General features: G+C 64.2%; 17 protein-coding genes and 1 tRNA gene. 1 reads left to right on the top strand and 17 read right to left on the bottom strand.

The features are described from left to right. Positions 1–55: 55 nt before the first annotated feature. On the bottom strand, positions 56–742 hold the full coding sequence (locus HMPREF1484_RS10925) for a copper resistance CopC family protein (RefSeq protein WP_016663955.1): 687 nt from the start codon (positions 740–742) through the stop codon (positions 56–58). A gap of 26 nt (positions 743–768) precedes the next feature. Next, positions 769–1,455 (bottom strand): molybdenum cofactor guanylyltransferase, encoded by a 687-nt coding sequence (locus tag HMPREF1484_RS05095; RefSeq protein WP_016663954.1) that lies wholly within the window; start codon positions 1,453–1,455, stop codon positions 769–771. A gap of 128 nt (positions 1,456–1,583) precedes the next feature. On the opposite strand from HMPREF1484_RS05095, the gene HMPREF1484_RS05090 reads away from it, so the two are divergent. Further along, a tRNA-Arg gene (locus HMPREF1484_RS05090) sits at positions 1,584–1,656 on the top strand. Positions 1,657–1,752: 96 nt separating this feature from the next. On the opposite strand, the gene HMPREF1484_RS05085 is transcribed toward HMPREF1484_RS05090, so the two are convergent. The 15 genes from HMPREF1484_RS05085 to sucC form a co-directional block, all read right to left on the bottom strand. Further along, positions 1,753–2,757, bottom strand: coding sequence for a Gfo/Idh/MocA family protein (locus HMPREF1484_RS05085; protein WP_016663953.1), 1,005 nt, complete (start codon positions 2,755–2,757; stop codon positions 1,753–1,755). Then, positions 2,754–3,758 carry a Gfo/Idh/MocA family protein gene (locus HMPREF1484_RS05080; RefSeq protein WP_016663952.1) on the bottom strand — a complete coding sequence of 335 codons (1,005 nt, stop codon included), beginning with the start codon at positions 3,756–3,758 and terminating at the stop codon, positions 2,754–2,756. The genes HMPREF1484_RS05085 and HMPREF1484_RS05080 overlap by 4 nt, the downstream gene beginning before the upstream one ends. A gap of 36 nt (positions 3,759–3,794) precedes the next feature. Further along, complete coding sequence (locus HMPREF1484_RS05075; RefSeq protein ID WP_016663951.1) at positions 3,795–4,694, bottom strand: carbohydrate ABC transporter permease; 900 nt, start codon at positions 4,692–4,694, stop codon at positions 3,795–3,797. Further along, positions 4,687–5,658, bottom strand: coding sequence for a carbohydrate ABC transporter permease (locus tag HMPREF1484_RS05070; RefSeq protein ID WP_016663950.1), 972 nt, complete (start codon positions 5,656–5,658; stop codon positions 4,687–4,689). The genes HMPREF1484_RS05075 and HMPREF1484_RS05070 overlap by 8 nt, the downstream gene beginning before the upstream one ends. Next, the gene (locus tag HMPREF1484_RS05065) at positions 5,655–6,980 is read right to left on the bottom strand and encodes a sugar ABC transporter substrate-binding protein (RefSeq protein WP_016663949.1); all 1,326 of its coding nucleotides are present in this window, start codon (positions 6,978–6,980) and stop codon (positions 5,655–5,657) included. The genes HMPREF1484_RS05070 and HMPREF1484_RS05065 overlap by 4 nt, the downstream gene beginning before the upstream one ends. A gap of 36 nt (positions 6,981–7,016) precedes the next feature. After that, positions 7,017–8,228 (bottom strand): ROK family transcriptional regulator, encoded by a 1,212-nt coding sequence (locus HMPREF1484_RS05060; protein ID WP_016663948.1) that lies wholly within the window; start codon positions 8,226–8,228, stop codon positions 7,017–7,019. Positions 8,229–8,446: 218 nt separating this feature from the next. Beyond that, the gene (locus tag HMPREF1484_RS05055; protein ID WP_016663947.1) at positions 8,447–9,328 is read right to left on the bottom strand and encodes a hypothetical protein; all 882 of its coding nucleotides are present in this window, start codon (positions 9,326–9,328) and stop codon (positions 8,447–8,449) included. A gap of 84 nt (positions 9,329–9,412) precedes the next feature. Beyond that, entirely contained in the window at positions 9,413–10,318 is a 906-nt protein-coding gene (locus HMPREF1484_RS05050; protein WP_016663946.1) for a C40 family peptidase, read from the bottom strand. Positions 10,319–10,502: 184 nt separating this feature from the next. Continuing rightward, a complete protein-coding gene (locus tag HMPREF1484_RS05045) occupies positions 10,503–11,231 on the bottom strand; it encodes a metal-dependent transcriptional regulator (RefSeq protein WP_016663945.1) in 729 nt (242 codons plus the stop codon). A 165-nt stretch (positions 11,232–11,396) separates the two neighbouring features. Further along, positions 11,397–11,702, bottom strand: a complete 306-nt coding sequence (locus HMPREF1484_RS05040) for a hypothetical protein (RefSeq protein ID WP_016663944.1) — start codon at positions 11,700–11,702, stop codon at positions 11,397–11,399. Between the two features lie 47 nt (positions 11,703–11,749). Next, the gene (locus tag HMPREF1484_RS05035) at positions 11,750–11,986 is read right to left on the bottom strand and encodes a hypothetical protein (protein WP_016663943.1); all 237 of its coding nucleotides are present in this window, start codon (positions 11,984–11,986) and stop codon (positions 11,750–11,752) included. Positions 11,987–12,120: 134 nt separating this feature from the next. Beyond that, positions 12,121–13,698 carry a hypothetical protein gene (locus HMPREF1484_RS05030; RefSeq protein WP_016663942.1) on the bottom strand — a complete coding sequence of 526 codons (1,578 nt, stop codon included), beginning with the start codon at positions 13,696–13,698 and terminating at the stop codon, positions 12,121–12,123. 68 nt (positions 13,699–13,766) lie between these two features. Further along, positions 13,767–14,186 (bottom strand): hypothetical protein, encoded by a 420-nt coding sequence (locus tag HMPREF1484_RS05025; protein WP_016663941.1) that lies wholly within the window; start codon positions 14,184–14,186, stop codon positions 13,767–13,769. A gap of 133 nt (positions 14,187–14,319) precedes the next feature. Beyond that, positions 14,320–15,195, bottom strand: coding sequence for a succinate--CoA ligase subunit alpha (sucD, locus tag HMPREF1484_RS05020; protein WP_016663940.1), 876 nt, complete (start codon positions 15,193–15,195; stop codon positions 14,320–14,322). Between the two features lie 7 nt (positions 15,196–15,202). Further along, a complete protein-coding gene (gene sucC, locus HMPREF1484_RS05015; RefSeq protein WP_016663939.1) occupies positions 15,203–16,372 on the bottom strand; it encodes an ADP-forming succinate--CoA ligase subunit beta in 1,170 nt (389 codons plus the stop codon). Positions 16,373–16,391: the final 19 nt, after the last annotated feature.

Below are 16,391 nucleotides of genomic sequence, written 5' to 3'. Positions count from 1 at the left end.
CGGATTTACCGCACCATTACCCCCACAACCCCTATGCAATTCAGTTATGAGTGGGTTAGTCCTCGTCGTCGTTCTTTCGCAGAAGCCAGATAGCCACGGCGATCGCGAGCAGCGCCACCACAATCACCGGGAGCCACAGCGCCCAGTTGAACGACTTCTTCTCATCGGTGACAACCTTGTCGGGTGTTTCGATCGACGTCGCAGTGGCCTCCGCGCTCGCCTTGTCATTCTTGTCGCCCTTACCGGCCGCATCGCCGCTCTTACCGGAGTCACCGGACGCCGAGCCACCGTCGGCCCCTTCGCCCGCGCTCTCTTCCGTGGCGGAGCTTGCCGCCTCCTCGGACGGCCTGCTCGGGTCTTCCTTGACGGTGTAGGTGAGCGTGCCCGAAATCGGGTGGCCGTCGGAACTCACGACGCGCCATTCGAGGGTCATGTCGCCGGGAGCTGGGAGCTGGTCGAGCTCGACACGGACCTCGTGTCCATCAACCTGGGGTTCACCCTCGAACAGAACGGTTCCGGCAGAATCCTTCGCGCGCACCTCGTTCCCAAGCTTGAGCGGTTCCGCAGAAAACTCGAGCGTAATGGTGCGAGCCTCCCCCTGGAGGATCTCGGCGCCATCCGCCGGCGTCGAGCCCACGAGTCGGTCGTGCGCGAGTGCAGGCGCCGCGAAAATCATCATCGCGGCAAGAGCCGCACACACGAGGGTAAAAAAGCGAGAAGCGGGGCGTGATAGCGCGTGCATGAAAGTCCTTTCGCAAACACCGGCAATCAGCGGCGCGAGCGGGCTTGCTCGAGCTGCTCGGGTGAATCAATATCGCTCAACGAGCGGGCCACTAGCTCCGGCGCTAGTCCGCTCGCGCCTGCAAGCGTACCAACGTCAAGCCACGCCGCCTGAACGGGCTCGGGCGTAAGCTCGCCGAGAGCGCGATAGAGGGACTTTGCGCTCGCCCCAACGAGAGAGCCGCCCTCCCCCGCAACATGCGAAAGGGCGCGCGCAAGCACCGCGCGCGGCCACGCGGCGCACAGGAATTGCCGACGCCCGCCCGCATCCACGGCACCCGCAACCTTTCCGGGTGCTTCCGCGCACTCTTTTAAGAGAGCGCCGAGCACGCGCGGCTCGAGCCATGGCATGTCTCCGCCGAGCACAAGCACCACCTCATCAGTACTCCCGAGCCGCTCCAACTCAGCCAGTCCGCGCGCGAGCCCCGCGACAGGGCCGGAAAAGGGCGGGTCCTCCCGCACGCACACCGCACCGACACCCTGCACGTCCGCGCCCGGCTCCCCCACGAGGACGAGAGGCGCACCCTCGCCGAGCGCCGAACGCGCCGCCAACAGCGCGCTCGCGCGCATGGACCGCTCCTCCACCTCGAGAGTGGGTTTATCGACGCCGCCCATGCGCGAACCACGGCCGCCGGCAAGCACGATGGCCGCACCTGTAACCTCGAAAGCTTCCATGTCTCCATCCTCCCACCCGCGCCGCTTCGCGTGACATCCGCTTCCGCGCACCGCTTGGAACTTTGAGGCTGCGACGATCGCCGCTAGAGTGGAAGGGCTCGAAAGCGTGAAGCATGCGCTTTTCGATTGCCCTCGTAGCTCAGGGGATAGAGCACCGCTCTCCTAAAGCGGGTGTCGGACGTTCGAATCGTCTCGGGGGCACAACGAAAGCCCAGGTCATAAGGCCTGGGCTTCGTCGTACGACCTTCCGGTACGCAGCGGATACGCAGTAGCTTCCACCGCCAGGCGACCGCCGCGTCAGCGCAGTGGCACGGGCCTTCCCGTGCGCACCGACTCCTGCGCAGCGTTCACGACCCGCACTGTGCGCGCACCAACGGCGCCCGACGGCTCTTGTGCCTCGCCGCTGCGCACGGCTTCAAGGAAGGCATCGAGAAGGAGCGCATCGAGGTTGAGGCCGAAGGGATGCCACTGCCCGGGACCATCGACGCGTTGCGAGAACGCATCGATCTCGAGCTGGCCGCCCGTGCCAGCCACGTGCAGTTTCAGGCCTCCCCACGTGGGGGCTTCGGCGGGCTGCGACCACGAGCAGTCGATCGTCGCGGTTAACCCGTTCGCGTAGCGAAGCGTCACGAGACCGCCGGTCTCGGCGTCGCCGTCGTTCGTGTGGCCGTACAGCACGCCGTTCGCGACCGCGTGCACGGATTCGGGTTCGCCGAAGAGCGAATCGAGAATTTCGGCGATGTGCACGACGTGGTCGACGAGCGCCCCGCCACCGGCAGCTTCCGGGTCGGTGAACCAATCGCGGCCTGCGGGAAGCTTGCCGTTGTTGGCGCCCGCGAGCGCGATGATTTCGCCGAGGCTGCCGTTGTCGACGGCTTGGCGCAGCGCAGCAACCTGGGGCGAAAAATGCACGGGGAAGGCCGTCATGAGCACGACTGAGGCGTTCGCGCAGGCGTCGACCATCTCCTCGGCGTCCTCAACGCTCGTCGCGAGCGGCTTCTCGCACAGGACGTGGATGCCACGACGCGCAGCCTCGAGCACGAGAGCTTTGTGGCCGGCATTGTCGCTACAGACGACGACGGCGTCGGGAGCCTCGCCGTCGAATGCCGTCCATGCCTCGTCGATCGTTGCGACGGTGTGCTCGGCGGGAACGTCGCCGTAGCCGTCTGGATCCGCGAGGATCACCTCGGTGTCGGCGCGGCTTTCCAAGAGGCGCACGTAGGAGGCAGCGTGGACGTGGGCGGCGCTCAGTACGGCCACGCGGAGGGCGCGGCCCGCAAGGGTGGGGTCGGTCGCGTTCACAGCACGATCCTTTCGCCGGTACGGATGGATTCGCGAGCGGCCTCGGCTACGGCGATGGCGCGGGTGGCGTCGGAACCGTTCACGCGCGGGGTGGGCCCGGGGTTTCCGACGCTCGCCTGCTTTACGCAGTTCCAGAAATCCTCGATCTCGGCCCCATAAGGGTCGCGCATCCCGGCGACGCTCGGCAGGTAGCTCTTGCTCTCACCCGACGAGGCGACCGCGTCGAATTCGATCCCGGTGTTTTTTGCGGAGTCGTACGTGAGTTTGCCGCTGCTTCCCGCGACGTCGAAGGAGTAATGGAAGACGGTGCCTTTCGCACCCCACAGGCCGCGGCAGAACGTGAGTGCGCCGTTTGCGTGGGTGAGGATCACGTGAGCGGCGCGCACGCTCTGATCACCGCTCGAGATGTTCTGCGTGGCGAAGACGCTCGTCACTTCGCCCGCGAGCCACAGCGCCTGGTCGATGTCGTGGATCATCTGGTCCATGATGATGCCGCCGCTGACGGATTCGTCGGCGAACCAGGGCTGCACGGGCATCGAACCGGAGCGCTCGAAGCGAAGCACGGCGAGTTCACCGAGGCGGCCAGCATCAACAGCACGGCGAAGCGCCTCGTATTGGGGGAAGAACCGCACGACGTGTGCGGGGAAAAGAAGCAGGCCTGCCTCGCGAGCGTGCTCCGCCATGCGCGCAGCCTCACCCGATGAGAGGGCGAGCGGCTTCTCGCACAGCACGTGCGTGCCGTGATCGAGCGCGGCGTGCACGTACTCGGGATGCGAAGGGGTCGGGGTACACACGTCAATGACGTCGACCGCCCCGAGGAGACTCTCGAACGAGTCGTGGATCGTGACGGGCGCAAACTGGGCGGCGAAGTCTTCCGCTCCCTGGTTGCTGAACACGTGGATGTCTGCGTCGAGGGCCCGCCAGCCGCGGGCGTGGGAACGGGAAATGCCGCCCGTGCCCACGATGCCCACGCGCGGGCGCGGCTCAGATTGGAGGATCATTCGTTCATTCTTTCAGGTGACACTGAACCGAAGGTTTTAGCGGAAGCTCGAGAGGGCAAAGCCTTCAATGACCTTCTTTTGCATGATGGCGAATGCGAGGAACACCGGGGCCATGGCCATGAGGCTCGCCGCCATAATCATCGGGTAGTCGGGCCCCACCAGGTGGTCGCCCTGGAGCATCGCGAGGCCTACTGCCACCGGGTATTTCTCGGTCGAGTTGATAACGACGAGCGGCCACAGGAGGCTGTTCCAGGCCGACAGGAGCGTGATCACGCCGAAGGAGAACAGCGCCGGTCGCGCGAGCGGAAGCATGATCTTCCAGAACATTTGCCACGGGTTGCAGCCATCGAGCTTCGCGGCGTCGACGAGTTCCTCGGGGATGCGACGGAAGTACTGCATCATGAAGAACACGCCGAATGCACTCACGAGGCCCGGGGCAAGGATCGCGAAGAAGTTATCGAGAAGCCCTGCCGCGTCGACCATTTGGTACTGCGGGATGAGGAAGATTTGCCCGGGAACCATGAGCACCGTGAGCAGAAGGAAGAAGATGACCTTGCGGCCACGAAAGCGCATCCGCGCGAACGCGTATCCGGCGAGTGAACACGTCACGAGTTCCGCAAGGACCCTCAAGATCGCGTAACTGACGGTGACGGTCATCTGCTCGGTGAACGGCACGAACTCGAAGACACGCGCGAAGTTCTCCCACCGGAGTTTCTCGGGCCAGAGGTTCATCGGGATTTCGACGACTTCGGCGCGGGTGCTGAGCGCGAGCTTGATCTGCCACAGGAACGGGAACAGCATCGTGAGGGCGCCGATCGCGAGGATCAGGTGCGCGTCCCACGTGTGCCCGTGCAGGCCTTTGCTGCGCTTTCGCTTCTTCTTTTTCTTCGCCTTGGTGTCGTCGAAGGGAAGATCGGGAGCGAGGGAATCAGTCATAGTTCACCCACTTCTTCTGGACCCGGAACTGGACGATCGTGAGAATGCCGACGATCACGAGGATGAGCAGGGCGATCGCGGAGGCGTAGCCCTTATCGTCGCCCGGGAACGCCGCGCGGTAGAACAGGTACACGAGCGAGAGCGTCTTCTTCGTGACGGGGTTGGCGTCGCCAAGAACCGCGAAGATGAGGTCGAAGAGCTGGAAGCCGCCGATGATGCTCGTGACCGTGAGGAAGAAGATGCTCGGAGTCAGCAGTGGAATCGTGATCGAGAAGAACTGACGCCACGTTCCCGCGCCATCGAGCTGCGCCGCCTCGTACACTTCGGGCGGAATCGTTTTCAGACCCGCACCGAGCACGATGATCTTGAAACCGATGCTCATCCAGAGCCCCACAATCGCGACGACGATTAGGGCGACCCATTCGGTTGTGATCCACCGAGGGCCTTCGATACCGAAGAAGCGCAAGATGACGTTCACGATGCCGGCTTCGCTGTGGAAAATCATGCGCCACACCATCGAGATCGCTGTGGGCATCGCGATGTACGGCAGGAAGAACAGGGCTCGGTAGATCCCGGCACCCTTGAGGCCCGGGCGCTCGAGCAGCGCCGCGAAAAGAACGGAGATCGGAATCGCGAGCAGAATGATGACCGTGTAGATCACCGTGTTGAGGAACGCACGCGGTAGTTGCGGATCCTCGGCGAGGCGTTTGAAGTTGTCGAGCCCCACGAAGTGGGCGGGCTCGAAGGTTGACCACGACGTGAGCGACATGCCGAAGCTCATGATCATCGGCACGAAATACATGAGGCCAATGCCGATCACGGTCGGGGCGATGAAGAGCCACGGCCAGATGCCGTCGCTCATGCTTCCGCGGCGTTTCTTCTTCCGCGGGGCCTGCTGGCCCGCCTCATGAATCTCTTCAGAGGCGGCGCCAGCGGCAGCGTTCGAAACGTCGAGCGAGCTCACTCGCCCTTCTCCTTCGCGAGCACCTCGTTCATGGCCTTCGCGAGCTCGGTGCAGCCTTCCTCGGCAGTGAGTTCACCGGTGAAGACCTTCGTGAGGTACTCCCCTTCGAGCTCCTGCCAGTCCGGGCAGCTCTTTGAAATGGGGAACGCCACGCCGTTCTTCTCGGCCTGGTCGATAAACACCTGGAGGTTGAGCTCCGGGTGAGCGTCGACGTAGCCATCCTGAGTGCCGTTGAGGGCGGGGTTCGCCGCGCCGGATTCGGCGCTGATCTTTGCGGCCTCTTCACCGGCGAGGAAGGCAACGAGAGCCTGAGCCGCCGGCATGTTCTTGGTGAATGCGGAGATGCAGTTGCCGATGCCGTGCACGACGGTCTTCGGGATATCGCCACCGGGCAGCGTCGCGACGGTCACGTCGTCCTTGGTCGAGGCCTTGAGCATGGCCGGCACGCGCCAGTTGCCCGACCACTGCATCGCGCATTTACCGCTCTCGAACATGGCGTAGGCGGAGTTCTCGGCTAGGTAGTCAAGGTCGGGGGATGCGCCGATCTCGATGAGATCGCGCCAGAACTTCACGCCTTCAATGGTCTTGGGATCGTCGTACCCCGACTTCTTCTTGTCGTCGGAGATCACATAGCCGCCCGTAATGGCGATCGAGTGGTAGTAAGACGCGGTGCGCGAGAACACCTCCGCGCACCCCCACACACCGTCGGGCAGCTTCTCGCCGAGTTCGACGGCCTTCTCCTTGTAGGTGTCGAGCGTCCAGGTCTCGTCGGGGTAGGCGACGCCGGCCTGATCAAAGAGCTTCTTGTTGTACCAGATGGCGACGGTGTCGAAGTCTTTCGGCGCGGCGAAAGGCTCACCGTCGACGCTGTACATGTTGGCGAGCGCTTCCGGGTAGTTCTTCGGATCGAACAGACCCGCATCCTGGAGCCCCTTGAGCGAGGCGAGCTGGCCGTTCTCGGCGTAGGAGCGGAAGTGCGGGCCCGTCATCCAGAACACGTCGGGAAGAGCTTTCGAGGACACCTGAGTGCGCAGCTTCCCGAAGTATTCCTTCCACGGGGTCATCTGGAGGCTAACCTTCACGTTCGGGTACTTCTCGTTGAACGCCTTGATCATTTCCTCCAGCATTTCCTGCTGGTTAACGTCCCAAAAGGCGTAGGAAATGCTGCCCTCGATCTTTGCGGGGTCGTCGCCGATTTCGTTCTTCGTGCCCTTACTCGAAGTGCCTCCGGTGCCGGAACCGCCACAGCCAGCGGCGGCGGCTGCGAACGCAGCGCCACCCGCGGCGAGGAGGGAACGGCGGGCGATGGTGGATTTAGACATGGTGTGCTCCTTGGATAGCGGGTATAGGGGTAGGGGTCAGCTGGCGAGCGCGTGGCTCGGGTGGTCAGCCCGCTCGGTTGCGGGGTCGTTTTCGGTCAGGGTCGTGGGGGCGGGCAGTTGCCAGTGTGCGAGCGCGGGTGCGCTCGGGTTCGTGAACGCGGTGTAGAGGGCTCCGACGGCTGTCGAATAGCGCCCGTGTGCCGAGCGCCTGATCCGCGGCAGGAAGGGGACGGTGAGGCGTTCCTTCAGGTAGGGGGCGAGGAAATCCGCGAGCGGTGCGGATGTCTCGCTCAGCGCGCCCGCGAGAACGAGAACCTCCGGGTCGAGGATCGCGACGAGGCGCGAAAGGGGGTCGGCGAGTGCTTTGAGATAGTCGTGCAGGCTCGCGAGGCATTCGGCATCCCCCGCGTGGGCCCGCTCGGCGGTCTGGAGGGGGCTTCTGCCAGATGGCCACTGCCAGTCACCGCATACCGATCCGGGGGTCCATTGAGTTCCGACGGCTGTCGTCATTTCGCCGGCGACGCCGTTGGCGCCTTCGAAGAGCTCGCCATTGAAGGTGACCGCGCTCGAGACGCGGCGCCCGAGCCACACCGTCACCTGGGATGAGTCGACCGTGCCGGCCCCGAGGCGGGCCTCGCCGAGCGCTGCAGCCTTGACGTCGTTACTCACAAAAAGCGGCACGTTTATGAGGGATTCAATTTCGCGATGAAAATCCCAATCATTAAGGTACGGCAGAACACGCGAAAGCTTGACCTTCTGCGCTTTGACGATACCCGGAACTGCGAGGCCAACCCCCGCGATCGAGGCGCCTTCGCCCACGATCCGAACCACGTCGTCGAGGTCTCGCAGGAACGTGTCGCGCGAGGGTTCGCGCACGCGATCCGCCTCGTAGCGCGCAAGAATGCGGCCCGCGCGATCGGTGGCGATCGCCCTGATCGCGTGCTCACCAATATCGACGCCCACCATCCTGTCGCTAGGAACGAAGGTGTATGTTCGCCCTGGTCGACCGGCTTTTCCTGTGGGACGTAGATCCGAGGTTACGATTTTTGCCGTCTCAAGAGAACGCAGAGCAGCGTCAATCGTGGGCCGCGAAAGATCGGTGCGGCTCGCGATAGCGCTTGCCGTGAGCGAGCGGTGGTCGCGCAGCAGGAGGAGGCACTGTTCTTCGGGGGAAACGTGAAGACCGGTTGCGCGCAGTTCGGGTTGAACCGAGCGCGATGCTGCACTCACATTTCGCGTGCGCGCCATGTGCGAACCTCCCCACCTCAGCGACTGCCGCGTTCGGGCCAGTAGTTTTTAAAGCCGCTTTAAATAAATCAATGCCGGGAGTTTTCGGCAAGACAAGCATCGAAATGTCGGAACCTGTTCATCGACAATTAAGATTCGCGCCGACCTCACGCCGTTTCCAGTAGGTCAGCGCACTATCAACCGCTCGTGGCAGCAAGAAGCCCCGAATGCGGGCGAGGCTACCAGCGCTCAGGATATCCGCCCTGTGTCGCGGGAATCGCCTGGCGCTGCGCGGCCGACCGTCGCGCCGCAACGATCGACATGCCTGTGACGGCAGCGATGATGAGGCCGAGACCCGCGAGAGCGCACAGGACCGCCGGAACGAAAACGTCGTGGGCAGCAACGTCGAGAACGCGCTGGACCACGGGCCCGGCAACGGTCGAATCGGTCAGAGTCTCGGGCACCCACAGCGCGTGGCCGTAGAGCACGCCGATCCAAGTCAGGGCCGTCACCAGTACGGCGACGCCCAGGAGCATGAGCGTGCGCAGCCGAACGCTCGACACGAGAAGCGCGCCGATGCCCGCAGCAATACCGACGACGGTAAGGAGGGTTGCGTTTACGGCGATGGCCTCAAGAATCTCAAACCAGCCGGCATCGAACGTACCGAGGTTGACGACGGTCGGTCCGACATCGGGGATGTCGAACGGGAGAATTGATTTCACGGGCGCGAGGAGCGCATCCCAGATTGGCGTGAGATCGGCGTGCACCGTCACGGTCGTGGCGCCGCTCGTGAGCTGGTCGTGGATGTCCCCCATCGTTCCCGACCACATCGTCCCGTAGGCCTCGGTGCCTGTGACCGCACCGACTTGGGACAAGAGCATGTCCTGCACCCCTGCCCGTAGGCTCTCGGGGATGGGGAGCCCCGCACCGACCTGGTTCATCGCCTCATTCGCGAGAGTCTTTTGCAGGTCGAGGTCGCGCGCGAGGGGGCTCGTGAGCGTCAAGAAGCCCTCGCGGTTCACGATGCGGTCGCGCACCCACGCGGCGGGCACGCTCACGGTTGTTGCCACGAACGAGACAAGCACCAGGAGCACGGCCCCGATTTCACGCACGATAGTCATAGGCTCACCTTACCGAACCGGCCATACCTCTTAAAAGGAAACGCCACCCCGGCACGATCCGGGGTGGCGTTCTCAAAGTCGTGATCAGTCAGCGATGCGGTAGAAGGACCAGTTCGCGTTCCAGAGCTTGCGGATGCTCGTGTTCTTTGCGCTGTTGCCCGCGTCGAGGATCATGCCGTTGCCGGCGTAGATGCCGACGTGGCCGGGGTAGTAGGCGAGATCGCCGGGGCGAGCCTCAGAGCGGGAGATGCGCTTGCCCATACGTGCCTGGGCGCCCGCGCTGTGCGGGAGGTGGATACCGTGCTGGCGGTACACCCACGACGTGAAGCCGGAGCAATCCCAGCCCGAGGGCGAGCTGCCACCGAACACGTAGCGAACGCCGATGCCTCGCTTAGCAGTCGAGAAGATCGAACCAGTAGCAGCCGACGAGCTCGGGGCTTCTTCGGTCTCGTTGTCGCGCTCCTCGCTCTTCTTTTCGCGCTTCTTGCGATCGGAGGTGTCCTCGGAGTTGTCGGTGTCCTCCGACTCGTCGTTTGCGCGCTCTTCGCGGCGGTCCGAGCGACGCTCTTCGGTCTCGTTGGTCTCGCGCGAATTCTCTTCGGTCTCGCGCGAATCCTCTTCGCGGTTGTCGGATTCGTCTTCGTCGCGGTCATTAAGAGCCTCGGGCTCTTCAACCTCAACCACGGGAGCTTTGGGCTTGAGGGTCGCGGCCGAAGCGGCGAACACGCCGAAAGCTGAGTCGTCGTGCTTCTGAGCGACGGGGATGGTCACAGCCGGGGCGGTGACGGGGGCGATGACATTCGTCGACTCGGCAGCGGCATCGGCCTGAGTCGTGCCGTCAGCGAGTGCGCCGGTGGAGCCGGTGAGCACGAAGGTCGCAGCGAAAGCAACGCCAGCGGTGCCACGGGTAGCGCGCGCCACGGGGGTAACGGGGCGCATCTGGCGGCGATGGGTGTTCGCGAAACGATTCGACACGTGGGGACCTTCCATGTTCTCGACCTTGCGGCTCCTGCCTAAGAGTTCGAGCTTCCCGGAGCAGGTATGAAAATCCAGGAGCTAGGGCGCGGCTCTTCCGCAACCGAGTACGACTCTACGAAACAAAACGCCTCCGTCAGTGGGATCTGACGGAGGCTGTTCCAAGTCTTTGACAGTCCTTTACCTAGACGGAATCAGGTCACACTGGATCGACCCCGATGTGGCCCGCATCGGAAGGAGTAAGCGAGATCGGTTCGCCGCCCTCGGTCTCGAGAACGATCGCATCCGCGTCGGCATAAACGCGCACGTCAGCACCGGGAACGACCCCGTGGGCCTCGAGATCCGCCAGGAATGACACGTCCGACTGAATGACCTCCCCGATCGACGCAACCCGCACAGTGCACGGCCCTGCGCTCAGGTCACAATCCACGAGTCTTTGACCCGCACTTTGCCGAACTCCCGAGCCGTTGACCCCCTCGGCTACACCGGGGTGGATATCTTCAAGGCCGCCCTCGAGTTCGGCGAGGCCCGGGATCGGATTTCCGTAGGGATCGCGATACGGAGGGGTGAGGAGCGACGCGATCTTACGCTCAACGTCGAGGCTCATCACGTGCTCCCAGCGGCACGCCTCTTCGTGCACTTTCGAGTACTCGAGGCCGATGACGTCGATGAGGTGGCGCTCGGCGAGGCGATGCTTGCGCATCACGCCCGTGGCAATCCGCTCTCCCTCGATACTCAAGTGAATGACGCGCTCATCGTCAAGGAAGAGCAAGCCATCGCGCTCCATGCGCGCAACCGTCTGCGAAACGGTGGGTCCAGACTGATGCAGTCGCTCCGCGATCCGCGCCCGCATCGGCGTAATCCCGAGTTCGAGCAGCTCGAACACCGTTTTCAAGTACATCTCTGTCGTATCGATCAGGTCAGTCACGATGCTCCTTCGAGTGGGGCGCACGGGGCGCAGAAAATATGGGGCGCTAAATATGGGGGCGCTGCTCGATTCTATAAGTGAGGTTCCGACGGCAGCCCGGCAAGCGTCGGACCCCACATTGCTTGCGCTCCCCCGCCTCGACCGAGACGCACAAAGCGCCTCGCACTACACGTCGTGTGCCACGATCCTCGCGAGTAGCGTGAGCACTCCTGCCGTCGAGGCAAAAAACGCCGCAATCGCCGCAACGGAACCGACGAACATGCCGGCGGTATCCCCGTCCCGGACTGCACGCGCGAGAACCCACGCGGCTAGGGCGAGCCCCGCCACTGCGAGTCCGATGCCGATGCCTATAACAATCGCCCACTTGAGGAGCCCGAGTGCGCCGCCCACGATTGCGAGAAATAGAGCGCCAATGGCAAGAGCGGGCAAAAGGAGCGGAGAGCGCGAAGGGGCGGGGGCGTGCATGGTCACGGTGTCACCTGGCCTCAAGTTTCAATGGGATTCGTTCGCTATGCCATTCAATTAACACGCCACTGCACGTTATGCTCCACGCCATCGTCATCCTCGTAGGCCCGTACCCCCTGGTGTGCGCTGCTCGTGAGCCAAAATTGCCTCGCGTTCGCATTGCTCCCGTTGCTCTTCGCGGTGACCTGAACCTGGCCCGCATCGACGGGAGTGCCGGGCGTTCCGGTCTGAAGAGGTGCGGGCGTGGGTTGCGGCTGATTCATTCCGGGACCGAGGGACGGTGCGCTCATGCGGCCATCATAGACGCCGGCCGGCCACAAAGGTATGACAGGTCACACCCTCCCGGTGCGAATAAAGAAATCGCCCCGCACCACGCTCCTCGAAGGAGATGGCACGAGGCGAAATCGCATTGAGCAGAGGTGTGCTACGACAGCATCGCGATGAGGCCAATGATGATGGACACGACGCCGATGATGATCGTGATAACCGAGAGCACCGACGCGATGATGCCGAGCGCCTTGCCACTACCGCCCTTGAAGCCGCGCGCGGCGCCCCAAGCACCGAGCACGAGCCCCACGAGGCCGAGCGGGAGTGCAAGGGCATACACGAACATGAGCGGCACGAACGAGAGCCCGATACCGATCAGGGCCAGCACAAGACCAATGATGGCGAGCACAGTGCCGTTCTTCTTCGGTGTGCTTGCGGCGGTGGGCGCTTGCTGGTTGTAGCCCGCGGGGGTCGGGTAGCCGGTATTTGCGCTCGGTGCCGAGTAACCGCTTTGCACACCCGGGTTGCTCGGCTGGAACTGGTTAGCGCTCGAGTTCTGGGCGCTGTAGCCGCCCTGCGGCGCTGCCCCGTGATCGCCGGAGTTCATCGCACTGTAGCCGCCCTCGGGGGCCTGCTGCTGGCCATAGCCCTGGGCGTAGCTAGGCTGCTGGTTCTGCTGGCCGTAGCTCTGCTGGCTGTAGTCGTTGCCGTAGCTCTGCTGGCCATAGCTCTGCGCTTGGGGTGCGGATTCACTGCCGTACCCCTCGCTCACGGCGCTTGAAGTCTGGGCGCCGAAGCCCTGCGCTTCACCGGGCTGCTGGAAGGCCGACGCCTGCCCGGATCCCGCGGCGGTCGAGTCAAACTGCTGCGGCTCGTTCGCCGAAGGGGCCGACGGAGCCGAGTACGCGGGAGCTGCCGAGGTTGCCGACGCTGCCGGGGTTGCCGAGTTTGCCGACGCTGCGGATGCTGCCGTGCCGTACTGCGCGGCGCTGCTGTCCGTATTCGAGTAGCCGCTATCAGGCGCGCCACTCGGGGCGCCATAAGTCTGGTTCTGCTGCGACGAACCGTAGCTGGGCGCTTCGCTCGGCGCGCCATAGCTGGGTGCGCCGTAGCTGGCCCCGCCGTAGCTCTGCGACTGGGACGCCGCGCCCTCGTGGCCCGGTGCGCCGTAGGCGCCAAACTGCGTGGATTGCTCGCTGTGCTGCTCGGTGGCGCTCGACTCACCGCCGTGCGACGGTGCGCCGTAGGAACCAAACTGCGTGGATTCTTCGCGCGGCTGTTCGGGCTCAACGCCCGCCGGCTCACCCTGAGCAGCCTCGACCTTTTCCGGCTGCGCCTGCTCATTCTGTGCGGACGCACCGTAGCTCGGAGCCGCGGGAGCCGCTTCTGCGGCGTTGCCGTAGTGGGCGGGCTGGTAGGTCGAGCCGTACGACGGCACGTCTTCGCTTGTGTCCGGAGTCGCTTCGGGATTCTGCGAAGCTTCGGGGGACTTTCGATCTCCCTCAGCCTCAGCATTCTGCGAGGCGAACGGGCCGACCTCGTGCACAACGCCGCCCTCGGGCGTCGCAGCAGCGGACTCGTCGTGCGAAGGGGCGAGCGCTTCCTGCGCCTGCCAATTCGGTGCCGATGACTGCTCCTGCTGGGCGTTCTCGACGCTCGGCGAATTCTCGGGTTTCTCGGGCTCTGGGTAGCCCTGGGGGTTGTTGACGGGATCGTTGCCGTAAGGAGTACTCATGCCTCCCATCCTAAAAGCGGCTTCCTTAGAAACCTTTGGCAACGCGTGGGGCGAGAAACCGTCGGATCTCAGGCCTTCCCCACCGGCATGAGGAACATAAACGCGTACGGAGTCAGCCCGAAGAACACGAGCGGGAACGAGGCGGCGATCGCGGCAAACGAGAGGAGGACGCTTCCGCCCTGTCGCTGCGAAAGGCGGACGCTCAAAAACGCGAGCACGAGCGCGAGAGCCGCGAGGGGCAGTGTTCCAAGGCCAAAGCGCTCGAAAGGTTCGACGAACGAGCACACGACGCAGACAAGACCGAGAAAGCTCAGCACGAGCGAGAGCGCGGCGAGGCCGAGACCCGTGCCAAAGAGGTACTTGAGGAACGCGCCGCTGCGAGAGGTGCGCGCGGGCGTGGAGTCCCAATTCGAAGCGCCCTCAAGCATCGAGGGGTTGAAGCGTGGGGCCTCGCTCGGCGTTTTCCTGGTGGGTCCTGATGTACTCATGCGGCAAGGCTACTGAGTGTGCCGGCGTCGCGGGGCGCGCAACTTGTCGCAATCTTGAGACAGCGAACGCGGTGCAGGACTCGCGAGCGAGCGAGGTCGAGCTTCGCCTATCCGTGACGGGAGGGGACGCCCGCTAGAGGCCCTCTCGTACGAGCCTCGCGGTCTCACTCGGACTCGTTCCCACGCGCACACCCGAAGACTCGAGCGCCGCCTTCTTCGCGCGCGCCGTTCCGCTTGAGCCGCTCACAATAGCGCCCGCGTGCCCCATTGTTTTGCCTTCGGGAGCGGTGAAGCCAGCGATATAGCCGACGACGGGTTTCGTGACCTTCGCGCGGATGAATTCGGCGGCGCGCTCCTCGGCGTCTCCCCCGATTTCACCGATCATGACGATCACCTCCGTCGCGGGGTCTGCTTCGAAAGCATCGAGGGCATCGATGTGGCTCGTGCCCACGACCGGGTCGCCGCCGATTCCGATCGCGGTCGTGAAGCCGATGTCGGAGAGTTCGTGCATCATCTGGTACGTGAGGGTGCCGGATTTAGAAACGAGCCCGATCGGGCCCGGGCCCGTGATGTGGTCGGGGATGATCCCCGCGTTGGACAGACCCGGCGAGACGATCCCCGGGCAGTTCGGCCCGATGATGCGCGTGCGACCACTGCGCTGCGCGCGCGCATAAAACTCGACGGTGTCCAGAACAGGGATGCCCTCCGTGATGACGACGACGAGTGGCATACCCGCCTCGATCGCTTCGATCACGGCCCCCTTCGCAAACCTGGGCGGCACGAAAACCACGGAGACATTCGCGCCGGTTTCGCGCATCGCTTCGGCCACCGTGCCGAAAACCGGGGTCCGACGGTTGCCGAGGTCCACGTCGCTCCCGGCTTTCTTCGGGTTGACCCCACCCACGATCTGGGCGCCCGCGGCGCTCATGCGGCGCGCGTGCTTGAGACCCTCGCTTCCGGTGATGCCCTGCACGATGATGCGGGAGTTGTCGTCAAGAAAAATCGCCATGATTGCCCTACTTTCCAGCGGCGAGCGCGGCGGCTTGCCTCGCGGCGTCGTCCATTGAATCCGCGATGTGCACGAGCGGGTGCTTCGCGCGGCGAAGAACCTCGCGCCCCTCCTCCACGGCGTTGCCGTCGAGTCGCACGACAATCGGCTTCGCTGCGCGGTCGCCGATTCTCTCGAGGGCGCCGACGATGCCGAGGGCGACTTGATCGCACGCGGTAATACCGCCAAACACGTTGATAAATACGCTTTTCACCTGAGGGTCGGCGAGGACCAACCCGAGCCCATCGGCCATGACGCTCGCCGATGCACCGCCGCCGATATCGAGGAAGTTCGCCGGATGAATCCCGCCGAAGTCGCGACCCGCGTAAGCGACAACGTCGAGAGACGACATCACGAGGCCTGCACCGTTGCCCACAACGCCGACTTCGCCGTCGAGCTTCACGTAATTGAGGCCGAGGCGCTGGGCCTCTTCCTCCAGGGGGTCCTTGCTGTCGGTTGAGGCGAGGGCGGCAAGGTCGTCGTGACGAAACAGCGAGTTATCGTCGATCGACACTTTGCCGTCGAGGGCGAGGATCTCTCCCCTCGTGGTGGTCACGAGGGGGTTGACCTCGACGAGAGTCGCGTCTTCGTCGCGATAAACCTCCCAAAGCCGTTCGAGAACCGGGACGATGGCGCCGATCTGCTCGGCATCGAAGCCCGCAGCTTCGAGAAGATCGCGCGATGCTTCCGCCGTGAGGCCCTCGAGCGGGTCGATTTCGTGGCGCGCGAGCGCCTCGGGCTTGTCTTTGGCGAGTTGCTCGATCTCGACGCCTCCCTCTTTCGAGCACAGCGCCGTGAGGCCGTGCGCCGAGCGGTCGAGAAGAATCGAAAAGTAGTGTTCCTCGGCGATCTCGGCGCCCTCGGTAACCAGGACGGAATGCACCGTGTGCCCCTTGATGTCCATACCGAGGATCGCGCGGGCTGCATCTTCGGCTTCCGCTGGAGTGCGAACGACCCGAACGCCGCCGGCCTTTCCGCGACCGCCGACCTTGACCTGGGCCTTCACGACCAGCACGGGAGAGTCGAGCGACTCCGCGGCTGTGCGCGCTTCCTGCGGTGTAGTCGCGAGACGGGCGTCGAGAACGGGAACGCCGTGGCGGGCGAATAGCTCACGCGCGTGATGTTCGAGAAGGTCCACGGGGGTCCTTTCATGGCAG

Origin of the sequence: Dermabacter sp. HFH0086 (genome assembly GCF_000413375.1) — a bacterium.
In the GTDB taxonomy this organism is placed as follows: Bacteria; Actinomycetota; Actinomycetes; order Actinomycetales; family Dermabacteraceae; genus Dermabacter; species Dermabacter hominis.
Note: the sequence above shows the minus strand (reverse complement) of the source record. Positions and strands in the feature narration are given on the sequence as shown.

Excerpts from the sequence above, each read along its gene's own strand:
- HMPREF1484_RS10925 (WP_016663955.1), bottom strand. The coding sequence starts at position 742 with ATGCACGCGCTATCACGCCCCGCTTCTCGCTTTTTTACCCTCGTGTGT.
- HMPREF1484_RS05095 (WP_016663954.1), bottom strand. The coding sequence starts at position 1,455 with ATGGAAGCTTTCGAGGTTACAGGTGCGGCCATCGTGCTTGCCGGCGGC.
- HMPREF1484_RS05080 (WP_016663952.1), bottom strand. The coding sequence starts at position 3,758 with ATGATCCTCCAATCTGAGCCGCGCCCGCGCGTGGGCATCGTGGGCACG.
- HMPREF1484_RS05075 (WP_016663951.1), bottom strand. The coding sequence starts at position 4,694 with ATGACTGATTCCCTCGCTCCCGATCTTCCCTTCGACGACACCAAGGCG.
- HMPREF1484_RS05065 (WP_016663949.1), bottom strand. The coding sequence starts at position 6,980 with ATGTCTAAATCCACCATCGCCCGCCGTTCCCTCCTCGCCGCGGGTGGC.
- HMPREF1484_RS05060 (WP_016663948.1), bottom strand. The coding sequence starts at position 8,228 with ATGGCGCGCACGCGAAATGTGAGTGCAGCATCGCGCTCGGTTCAACCC.
- HMPREF1484_RS05055 (WP_016663947.1), bottom strand. The coding sequence starts at position 9,328 with ATGACTATCGTGCGTGAAATCGGGGCCGTGCTCCTGGTGCTTGTCTCG.
- HMPREF1484_RS05050 (WP_016663946.1), bottom strand. The coding sequence starts at position 10,318 with ATGGAAGGTCCCCACGTGTCGAATCGTTTCGCGAACACCCATCGCCGC.
- HMPREF1484_RS05035 (WP_016663943.1), bottom strand. The coding sequence starts at position 11,986 with ATGAGCGCACCGTCCCTCGGTCCCGGAATGAATCAGCCGCAACCCACG.
- HMPREF1484_RS05030 (WP_016663942.1), bottom strand. The coding sequence starts at position 13,698 with ATGAGTACTCCTTACGGCAACGATCCCGTCAACAACCCCCAGGGCTAC.
- HMPREF1484_RS05025 (WP_016663941.1), bottom strand. The coding sequence starts at position 14,186 with ATGAGTACATCAGGACCCACCAGGAAAACGCCGAGCGAGGCCCCACGC.
- sucD (WP_016663940.1), bottom strand. The coding sequence starts at position 15,195 with ATGGCGATTTTTCTTGACGACAACTCCCGCATCATCGTGCAGGGCATC.